General features: G+C 62.0%; 10 protein-coding genes and 1 pseudogene. 7 read left to right on the top strand and 4 right to left on the bottom strand.

Annotation, left to right across the window (positions count from 1 at the left end; all coding sequences use genetic code 11):
- The 5 genes and pseudogenes from Q8O80_RS02565 to Q8O80_RS02545 form a co-directional block, all read left to right on the top strand.
- Nucleotides 1-143: pseudogene (locus tag Q8O80_RS02565) on the top strand ((S)-ureidoglycine aminohydrolase); the annotation flags it as partial.
- Between the two features lie 4 nt (nt 144-147).
- Nucleotides 148-657 (top strand): ureidoglycolate lyase, encoded by a 510-nt coding sequence (locus Q8O80_RS02560; protein ID WP_305576601.1) that lies wholly within the window; start codon nt 148-150, stop codon nt 655-657.
- The gene (locus tag Q8O80_RS02555; RefSeq protein ID WP_305576599.1) at nt 654-1,283 is read left to right on the top strand and encodes a nucleoside deaminase; all 630 of its coding nucleotides are present in this window, start codon (nt 654-656) and stop codon (nt 1,281-1,283) included. The genes Q8O80_RS02560 and Q8O80_RS02555 overlap by 4 nt, the downstream gene beginning before the upstream one ends.
- Before the next feature lie 334 nt (nt 1,284-1,617).
- Nucleotides 1,618-2,427: a trehalose-phosphatase gene (gene otsB, locus Q8O80_RS02550; RefSeq protein ID WP_305576597.1), complete on the top strand. Its 810-nt coding sequence runs from the start codon at nt 1,618-1,620 to the stop codon at nt 2,425-2,427.
- Nucleotides 2,428-2,457: 30 nt separating this feature from the next.
- A complete protein-coding gene (locus tag Q8O80_RS02545) occupies nt 2,458-3,855 on the top strand; it encodes a trehalose-6-phosphate synthase (protein ID WP_305576595.1) in 1,398 nt (465 codons plus the stop codon).
- Between the two features lie 172 nt (nt 3,856-4,027).
- Here the strand turns inward: Q8O80_RS02545 and Q8O80_RS02540 are convergent, their stop codons facing one another.
- The 4 genes from Q8O80_RS02540 to Q8O80_RS02525 all read right to left on the bottom strand — a co-directional run bounded on the left by Q8O80_RS02540 (nt 4,028) and on the right by Q8O80_RS02525 (nt 8,189).
- Nucleotides 4,028-5,587 (bottom strand): DEAD/DEAH box helicase, encoded by a 1,560-nt coding sequence (locus tag Q8O80_RS02540; RefSeq protein ID WP_305576593.1) that lies wholly within the window; start codon nt 5,585-5,587, stop codon nt 4,028-4,030.
- A gap of 547 nt (nt 5,588-6,134) precedes the next feature.
- Complete coding sequence (locus tag Q8O80_RS02535) at nt 6,135-6,923, bottom strand: molybdopterin-dependent oxidoreductase (RefSeq protein ID WP_305576591.1); 789 nt, start codon at nt 6,921-6,923, stop codon at nt 6,135-6,137.
- The gene (locus Q8O80_RS02530; protein WP_305576589.1) at nt 6,920-7,771 is read right to left on the bottom strand and encodes a cytochrome b/b6 domain-containing protein; all 852 of its coding nucleotides are present in this window, start codon (nt 7,769-7,771) and stop codon (nt 6,920-6,922) included. The genes Q8O80_RS02535 and Q8O80_RS02530 overlap by 4 nt, the downstream gene beginning before the upstream one ends.
- Nucleotides 7,772-7,856: 85 nt before the next feature.
- On the bottom strand, nt 7,857-8,189 hold the full coding sequence (locus Q8O80_RS02525; RefSeq protein WP_305576586.1) for a hypothetical protein: 333 nt from the start codon (nt 8,187-8,189) through the stop codon (nt 7,857-7,859).
- A gap of 195 nt (nt 8,190-8,384) precedes the next feature.
- On the opposite strand from Q8O80_RS02525, the gene Q8O80_RS02520 reads away from it, so the two are divergent.
- Together Q8O80_RS02520 and Q8O80_RS02515 are read left to right on the top strand one after the other, a co-directional pair.
- Entirely contained in the window at nt 8,385-8,909 is a 525-nt protein-coding gene (locus tag Q8O80_RS02520) for a sigma-70 family RNA polymerase sigma factor (RefSeq protein WP_305576603.1), read from the top strand.
- Complete coding sequence (locus tag Q8O80_RS02515; RefSeq protein ID WP_305576584.1) at nt 8,906-9,538, top strand: DUF1109 domain-containing protein; 633 nt, start codon at nt 8,906-8,908, stop codon at nt 9,536-9,538. The genes Q8O80_RS02520 and Q8O80_RS02515 overlap by 4 nt, the downstream gene beginning before the upstream one ends.
- Nucleotides 9,539-9,757 lie beyond the last annotated feature (219 nt).

Below are 9,757 nucleotides of genomic sequence, written 5' to 3'. Positions count from 1 at the left end.
TCAACCGCGATTGGGTCGAAGTGGAAGCGGGGGATTTCATGTGGCTGCGCGCCTTCTGCCCCCAGGCCTGCTATGCCGGTCCCGGCCGCTTCCGCTATTTGCTGTACAAGGACGTCAACCGCCACATGAAGCTGGGGCTTTGAGCCAGTGAGTATCATTCTCATCGAGCCCCTGACCGCCGAGAGCTTTGCACCCTTCGGTCAGGTCATCGACCTCGATGGCGCCGAGCATTTCCGCATCAACAATGGCATGACTGAGCGCTACCACGATCTGGCGCGGGTCGAACTGGGCGGCGATGGTTCCCGGCCACTGATTTCAGTGTTTCGCGGCCAGCCCTATGATCTGCCGCTGAGCCTGCGCCTGGTAGAACGCCATCCGCTGGGCAGTCAGGCCTTTTATCCGCTGGGTGACCGACCGTTTCTGGTCATCGTCGCAGGCGATCTGTCGGGCACTCCCGACCTGCCCCGCGCCTTCATCACCCGGCCCGGCCAGGGCGTCAACATCGCCATGAACACCTGGCACGGTGTGCTCACGCCGCTCGAAGTAGCCAGCGACTTTCTGGTGGTCGATCGTGGCGGCGACGGCAATAATCTTGAAGAATACCATTTCGATGTACCGCACCTTGTGCGCCATCCCCAAGCTGGCGAACGAACATGACCATGAATACCGCCGATCTCGTCTCCCGCTTGCTCGACGTCATTGAACACGACATCGCGCCAATCACCCGCGCCGGCGTTGCCCATGGCAACAAGCTGTTTGGCGCCGCCATCCTGCGCAAATCGGATCTGTCGGTCGTGGTTGCCGAGACCAACAACGAGACCGAAAATCCGCTCTGGCATGGCGAAATGCACGCCATCAAGCGCTTCTTCGAATTACCCGCCGACCAGCGCCCCGACGTCAAGGATTGCCTGTTCCTGGCTACCCATGAGCCCTGTTCGCTCTGCCTGTCCGGCATCACCTGGTCGGGCTTCGACAACTTCTATTACCTGTTCAGCTATCAGGACACCCGCGACAGCTTCGCCATCCCCTATGACATCGCCATCCTCAAGGCAGTTTACGCCGTGCCCGAGCCCGAGACCGGCATCGTCTCGCCCGATCGCCCGCTCTACAATCGCACCAATCAGTATTGGACCAGCCACAACATCGCCCAGATGATTGCCGGCCTCGACCGCGATCATCGCGAAGCGCTGGTGGCCCGCCTTGACGACATCAGCGCACTCTATGGCGAACTCTCGGCAGTCTATCAGAAAGACAAGGGCACCAGGGGCATCCCCTTGGCATGAAGCCTAGCGCGTCGTCGTTGCGCTGGGCAGGAACTCACTACGGGGCACCTCGGCGAACGAGGCAGCAAAGGTCAGCAGGCTCAACACCAGCGCAAACATCACTGTCAAAAGGATTTGGGTCATGGGGCGCGATCCGGTTGCGGTGGCGGTAGGCATTGCAGTCGGACCTCGGTCTAGCGACTCGGTTGTGAACGCCCGATCAATGCGTCAGTCAGCCCGCATTCAGAATAGCCGATGCCGCATGCCAGCCATGTAAACGTTCGCGGTTCCCGTCATCGAACCAATTGCCGCCTCATACGTTACCTTAGTGAATAATTCCCAGTGAGGCCGCAAAATGCCACAATCAGCTCCCGTCGCCACGCCGCCGGCGCAACTCGCCATTTTTACCGATTTTGACGGCACCCTGGTTGAACTGGCCGAGACCCCCGATAGCATAGATGTACCCGATACACTGGCCGAGCAGCTCGGCCAGACCGCCCGAGAGTTGAACCTGGCGTTCGCCGTGCTGACGGGTCGCGAGATCGCCGACATTGACAGGTTTCTGGCCCCCCTGGTGCTGCCGGTTGCCGGTGCCCATGGTACCCAGCGGCGGCGCGCCGATGGCGTCCTGGAAGCCATAGACCCCGATTCACTGGAGGGCGCGGAACGTGTCGCCGAAGCCCTTGGACCCCTGATCGCCGCTTATCCCGAACTCATCCTTGAGACCAAGCGAGGTGCAGTCGCCGTGCACTTCCGCCAGGCGCCCGAGCTGGAAGCAACTGTGCATGAGGCCATGCAGCGCGCCATCGAGATCAACAACCATTTCGTGTTAGTGCCCGGAAAAATGGTCTACGAGGCCCGCCCACGCGGCGTCAGCAAGGGTGAGGCCCTGCGGGCCTTCATGCTGGAGGAACCCTTTGTCGGTCGCACGCCGGTGTTCATCGGCGATGATGTGACCGATGAGGACGCTTTCATTGCCGCTCAGGATTTAGGCGGCGTCGGCATCAAACTGGGCGATGGCGACACCGCTGCGCGTATGCGCATTGCCGACGTTGGCTCGGTTCGTGCCCTGTTGCAGGGGCTGGGCGATATTGCCGCGCGGGAACAGGAATTGGTCGTGCCCGAACGGGAAACAATTGAGCCCGAACAGGAAATGGCACATTGATGCATATGCATGAGGCCGGGGCGCACACTGATGGGTAGATTGATCATTGTTTCCAACCGCACGCCGGGCAAGGGTCCTGCAGCAGGCGGCTTGGCCGTTGCCCTGCGTAAGACCCTGGCCGAGCGCGAAGGCTTCTGGTTTGGCTGGTCTGGCAAGCTGGTCGATGCGCCCTCATCCGAGGCCCGGTTTGAGAGTATCGATGGTCTCACCGTCGCCCAGATCGACCTCACGCGCCCCGATCACCACGCCTATTATGCCGGCTTTTCCAATTCGATCCTGTGGCCCAGCTTTCACTTGCGGCTCGATCTGGCCACCATTGAGGGCCATTGGTACGAGGGTTATCGCGCCGTCAATCAGCAGTTTGCCAGGGCCTTGCTGCCCCATCTCCGGCCCGACGACATCATCTGGGTGCACGATTATCATCTGATCCCACTGGCCAGCGAGTTGCGCAATCTGGGCGCCCGCAACCGCATCGGGTTTTATCTGCACATCCCCTTCCCCACCGCTGATGCGCTCTACGCCATTCCGCACCACAACGAGTTGATGCGCGACCTCTCGCGCTACGATCTGGTGGGGATGCAGGCCAAGCGCGACGTTGCCGCCTTCACCGAATTTGCCGATCACCAATCGCCGTCTTCCATCTCGGGCAATCCGCTCAAATCGGTGGATTTCAGCCGCAGCGAAACCGCAGCATTCCCCATTGGCTCTGACCCGGATGCCTTCGCCAGTCTGGCGGTCAGCCCGGCCGCTACCAAGATGGTCAAGCGGGTGGAACGGACATTGCGCGAGCAGCGGCTGATCCTGGGGGTTGATCGTCTCGACTATTCCAAGGGCCTGCCGCAGCGCGTCGAAGCCTATGAAAAACTGCTGGCCAATGATGCTCGCTTCCGCCGTGTAACCCATTTGATGCAGATTGCGCCGCCCTCGCGTGACAGTATCAAGGAGTATCAGGAAACCAGCGACGCACTCGACGCCATTTGTGGCCGCGTCATGGGCCGCTTTGCCGAGCCCGATTGGTCACCCCTTACCTATGTCAAACGCGCCTATGGCCAGCCCAGCCTCGCCGGCCTCTATCGCCTTGCTCGCGTCGGCCTGGTCACCCCCTTGCGCGACGGCATGAATTTGGTCGCGCACGAATTCGTCGGCTCGCAGGACCCCGCCAATCCGGGCGTTCTGGTATTGTCGCGCTTTGCCGGCGCCGCCGAGATCTTTCCCGACGCCATCATGGTCAATCCGTTCGATACCGATGAAACTGCCGAAGCCCTACGTATGGCGCTCGACATGCCGCGGCAAGAGCGCATCGATCGCTGGACCACGCTGATGGCAGCGGCGCGCAAATACAGTGTCGACAACTGGTCGCGCAATTTCCTCGAACGCCTGGCCCCGGCGACGACCAGCGATAGTGCGACGGCGCGTAAAACCGCCTGAGCCGAATTTCCCGCCGGCGCCGTTCCCAAATGGCCGTTTACCTGACGGCGTGACGGACTGCGCAATGCTCTGCCGAGCCCACCGGCAGGTCACCTGTTGCAGGCATCCAGTCACCCCAACAACAAAAAAGGGCGGCCAGAGGCCGCCCTTTCTTCAAATCTCGTATCGCCTATCAGCCGTTGCTGCGGGCAACCCGGCCAGCGTCTTTCTGGGTCTTGCCCCAGCGCTGCTTGCCGGCCGGCTTGGCCGCCATTGGCTTGCCGGTTTCCATGTCGCGGCGCACGCCACGCACTGGCTGGGCACTGTCAGGACGGGTGCGTGGCGCATCGACCGGACGGGTCCGTGGTGCATCGGCAGCGCGGCTGCGCTGACCATCGGCGGCCGGGCGCGTGCGCTGGCCTTCAGCTGGCCGACTACGCGGCGCGCTCTTGGGCGCACCTTCCTTGCCGAATTCGGCAAATGGCCGGCGCTCGGCTGGTGAACGACGATCACCCTGAGCTGGACGGGCACTCTTGCCACGACCCGCACCGGGACGACCGCCCGATGGCTTCTTGTAGGCCGACCGTGGCGCTTCAATTACGCCGGTATCATTGGCCAGATGCAGATCACCCGTGTAGGGCAGGGTCCGGCGGATCAGCCGCTCGACATCACGCAGCTTGCCACGCTCGGTACCGTCACACAGGGTGATGGCAAAGCCCGACGCGCCATTGCGGGCGGTGCGGCCGATGCGGTGCACATAGTTTTCAGGATCGTCTGGCAATTCATAGTTCACCACATGGGTGATGCCGGGCACGTCGATACCGCGTGCGGCGATATCAGTCGCCACCAGGATGCGGACATCGCCATTGGTGAAGCCCCTCAGGGCCGCCTGACGGGCGTTCTGGCTCTTATTGCCGTGGATCGCAGCCGCCTTGTGACCGTCGATTTCCAGATTCTTGGCCACTCGGTCGGCGCCATGCTTGGTGCGCGAGAAAATGATCACGCGTTCCATGTTTTCGTCGTCGCTGCCCAACAGCTCATTGAGCACGCCACGCTTGGCCTTGGCACCGGACAGGATCACGCGCTGATCGATCTTGACCACGGTGGAACCGGCAACAGAAGCATCGACCCGCACGGGTTCCTGCAACAAGCTCTTGGCCAGATTGGCTACTTCAGGGGCCATGGTGGCCGAAAACATCATGGTTTGGCGCTTGATGCCGATGGCCTTGACCACGGCACGAACCGGGGCAATGAAGCCCATGTCGAGCATACGGTCGGCTTCGTCCAGCACAAGCCAGCGGGTTTCCGCCAGCTTGATCTTGCCGTCATCCATCAGGTCCTTGAGGCGCCCGGGTGTCGCCACCACGATATCAACGCCGCGCTCGAGGCGCTTGACCTGATGGTAGCGCGACACGCCGCCCAGCAGCAGCACGGTGTCGAGCTTCATCTTGGTGCCGGCATACTTACGGATGGCTTCGTCGATCTGCACGGCAAGTTCACGCGTCGGCGCCAGGATCAGCGCCCGGGTCGTCAGCGGCCGGGGGCGACCGGTCAGGGTCAGCAAACCAGCCAGAATGGGCAGGCCGAAAGCGGCAGTCTTGCCCGAGCCGGTCTGGGCAATGCCCATCATGTCGCGGCCTTCGAGCAGCTTGGGAATGGCTTCGTTCTGGATTTTGGTGGGCGTGGTGAATCCGGCCGCAGTCAGGCTGTCGGTCAGGATTTCGGGCAGGCCCAGGGAAATAAAGTCGTTCAAAGAACAGGTCTTTCTGCGCCAGATTGGCGCTGCAACGCGCGCAGAATACTGCCGCGCGTGACGCCACTCGCACATGCGAATGGCGGGTCAACAAATGCAATCGGGCGATAAATGAGGGGTATCGCGCGGGTGCTGGCTCGAACCCGGACATCTTTGAGCGTCTTCGGGAGTAGTGGTCACCGGAGTTCCGGTTCGAAGACGCGACCAAGGTAGTTTCCGGGCTGACTTCGCCGCTCACCGCAAGGGGAAGAAGTGAAGTCCGTCACCATAATTCTGGCGCCAGCGGATCCCGTGAAGGTCCATGCGCCGGTGACGATGCCGCTGATATGGGGCAAGAGGCCTGAAATAGCAAGGCAATTCGCCGTGCGTCACTGCATGGCGGGTCTGCGTTCTTCCTTGTCTCGTGCGGAAGAAGCTGCTCGAAGGGCAGATCAGGGGGCTCGAAAGCCTATCGCGCCGGAGCTGCGGCCCTTCCTCAACCTTCCCTCAAGCGGGAGAAAGGCCCGGAAAAGCAGTGTTGGCAGACGCTAGAGGCAGAGAGAGAACCTCAAATCCCGCCATACCAATCATAGCCCAGATCGGGCCAATAGCCCCCCTTGCCCTTGCCGAACGCTGACAGATCATCCACCAGTTCGATTGTGTGCAGATATTTCGGCTGCTTGTAGCCCAGCGCCCGCTCAATGCGCAGCCGTACCGGCGCGCCATTGGCCACCGGCAGCACCTGATCGTTCAGCCCATAGCTCAGCAGCGTCTGCGGATGATAGGCATCCACCAGATCCGAACTCTCATAATAGAGAATGTCCCCGGTCAGCGTGCGCTGGATATTGTCAAAGCAGTGATAGACGGCAAAGCGCGCGCCCTGTTGCACCCGCGCCATGTCGAGGATCGGTCCCAACGGCGTCCCGGTCCATTTGGCAATGCAACTCCAGCCTTCCACGCAGTCATGTCGGGTAATCTGGCTGCGCGACGGCATATTGCGCAACTCTGCCAGCGTGAACTCCAGCGGTCGCTCCACCATGCCGGTAACCTTGAGCGTATAGCTGGCGAAGTCCTGCGCGCGCAGAAACATGTATTCCGGCGTCGTCGGATCGGTTGATCCATTGGGGCGCTGCCCCTGTCGGATCTCGCTGGCGGCATAGGTCCGCGCCAGCGTCTGATCACCGATCAACGCCCGCTGCGCCCGGTAGGTCAGCACATTGGCCCGCTCCATCGCCTGGCGGACCGGGCTGTCCCGGGAACCGAGGAAATCGAACTGGTCGCAGCCCGCCAGCACCAGGCCTGTCCCGGCCAGCGCCGAACTGCGCAGAAAATTGCGCCGTGTAATGATGCCGCTCATGGCCTGTCTCCTTCACCGCTCGGCGTGCCTGGGCTGGCGCGATACCACCCGGTGATCATCGAGCGCAGCGCGTTGATCGGGCCAGCCGCCAGCACCATGATGATGTGCACCACAAAGAAGGTCACCAGCAGCAGCATGACGCCGAAATGGATGGTGCGCGCCGTCTGCCTCCCGCCAAACAGATCCAGCAGCCAGGGCCATGCCGCATTCATCCCCGGGCTCATGGTCAGGCCGGTCAGGACGATCAGCGGGAACAATATGAAGAACACCCCGAAATAGGCGATGCGCTGCAGCGGGCCATAGCTGCGCCCATGCTTGAACTTCAGCGTCGCATGCTCGGCTACGTCGCGCGGCACCCCCTTGAGGTCGGCTGGCCGCACCAGGATGTCGCGCTTGATATGGCCATTGATGAAGCTGGCGAGAAACCACACGAACATGGTGCCCACAAACAGCCAGGCAAAAAAGAAGTGGATCACCCGTCCGGTACCCAGATCGCGGAATGACGGGATCGTCACGGCGGCAGGAAAGCCGACAAAGCTGGGCCGCGCCGCCGATCCGCTCATCCCCAGCACGCCGGTGGTGTCAAACTGCTGGCCAAAAATCGTCGTGCGCCCACGCGGGCCATCGGGTGTATTGAATGCCCCGATTTCCAGGATGGCGTTCTCGAACTCAAACCCCGATTGCTGGCCTATATAGAGCGCCGGATGCGCATTGAAGATCTGCAACCCGCTCAACAGCAGGAAAAACAGACAGATCGCCCAGATCCAGTGGGTAGTCCGCGTCCAGATCGATTGGCGATAGATCAGCGGGCCCGTGTTGGCCACTTCTGCTGCTATGGTGTCGCTCATCTTTTCCCCAATCGATCCCGCACCAACTGCCCCGCACTATGCGTAACGGGTGCGGGCGGAGCAAATGACGTTTTACACGAAATTGTTATGGTTTTGCTGGCGCCATTGCGTCGGTGGCCATGGCATCGCCGCCCATCGCGTCTCCGCCCAAGGCATCACCCGCCATGCCGTTGTGCACGTCGTGACAGGCAGCGACCGCGGCCTCCATGACATGGGCAAAGGTTATCATGCCTGCCTGTTCCAGGCAGCTTTTGAGATCATCCTCGCTCATCGGGGCCATTGCATCGGCTTGCATGGCATCGGGGGCCATGGCGTCAGTGGCCATGGCGTCCTGGGCGAAACTGTTCGACACCAGGGCGACAGCCAAGGTGGCTACCGTCAAGGCTGAAAGCGAAAGGCTGCGATGCGCAAACGTCATGATCTGTCTCCGGAATGGTGCCACGCCCCGTTGGCGCGGTGATGACCTGCCATTCGTGGAGACCTTGAACGGGGTTACCTCGTCACGCGTTCGTGAACACCAATAGGGCGTTCCAAAATTCTGCGCCGCCCTGTAACCATAACGCCGCAGGGAGCGAATGATGGGACGATGGACACTGCTTTGATCGAGACGCGGTTGCGAGGCCTGATGATCGCGGCGCTGGACGGGGATGCTGCCGCCTATCGCACGCTGCTGGCCGAGCTCAGTCGCCATCTGCGGCCCTATTTCACCCGGCGTCTCACGCCCGCGTTTGCCGCGCACGCGGAGGACCTCGTGCAAGAAACCCTGCTCGCCATCCATACTCGCCGCATGACCTATGACCGCACCCGCCCCTTTACCGCCTGGCTGCATGCCGTGGCCCACCACAAATTTGTCGACCATGTCCGTCGCCAGTCGATCCGGCTGACTGTGCCGCTCGAGGACGACGCGCCCATTTTCGCCCACGATGACAGCGCCGATGCACTGGCAAAACGTGATTTGAATGTCGTTCTCGATACCATTCCCGCCCGCACCGGCGATCTCATCCGGCGCACGAAAATCGACGGCGCTTCTATTGCCGAAGCCGCCGCGGCACACGGCATGACCGAGACCGCCGCCAAGGTATCCATCCATCGCGGCCTCAAGGCGCTGGCCACGCGCTTTGCGGGAGGTCAAAAATGACCGACGACCTCATTAGCCGCCTTGCCAACGATCTCAAGCCCGTCCGCCCCAGGGCCTTGCAGCGCCTGCTGCTGGGCGCCCTGCTCTTAAGCGGCATTGTCGCAGTCGTCACCATGCTCATGCTGCTCGGCATGCGGCCGGACATGGAAACGGCCACCACCACCTTGGTCTACTGGACCAAGTTCGGCTACACGCTGGCGCTGGCCCTGCTCGGCCTTGCGGCGACGCTGGTGCTGGCTCGGCCCGATGGGCGCACGCGCTGGCCCTGGCTGACCGCCATAAGCCTGCTCGGCGCCCTCCTGATCCTTGCGGTCATCCAGCTCGCTCGCGCCGATGACATGATGCCACTGATCATGGGCTCGTCCATCTTGCGCGCCCTGACCTACATCCCGCTATTGTCGCTGCCCGTGCTGTTCGGCGCCCTGCTGGCCTTGCGGCGTTTGGCGCCACGCAACCCCGCCCTTGCCGGCTTTGCCGCCGGCATCATGGCTGGCGGCACTGGCGCCTGGGTCTATGCCTTCGCCTGCGCCGAAACCGGCATGATGTTTCTGGCGCTCTGGTACACGCTGGGCATTGTGATGGTCGGGATGATCGGGACGGGACTGGGGCGATTTTTGCTAAGGTGGTAGGATCCCCCACCCACCGGGCGTGCCCCTTGGGCTTGTGTCGCCGAGGGCTCTGCACCTGCAAAACGTGCCGAAAGTGAAGGCCCCTCGGGTCATGCCCAAGAGTGACGACTGGGGTTGACTGGTTTCCCAGACAATGCCGGCCGTCGCCGTTTACTCGTCCCGTGCCGCCCAGTTCATGCCGCGCCGCATCATGGTCGCCATTTCTCGCACTTCGAATTC

The organism is Devosia sp., from assembly GCF_030689745.1.
Classification (GTDB): domain Bacteria; phylum Pseudomonadota; class Alphaproteobacteria; order Rhizobiales; family Devosiaceae; genus Devosia; species Devosia alba.
This window is presented reverse-complemented; position numbering and strand designations above follow the sequence as displayed.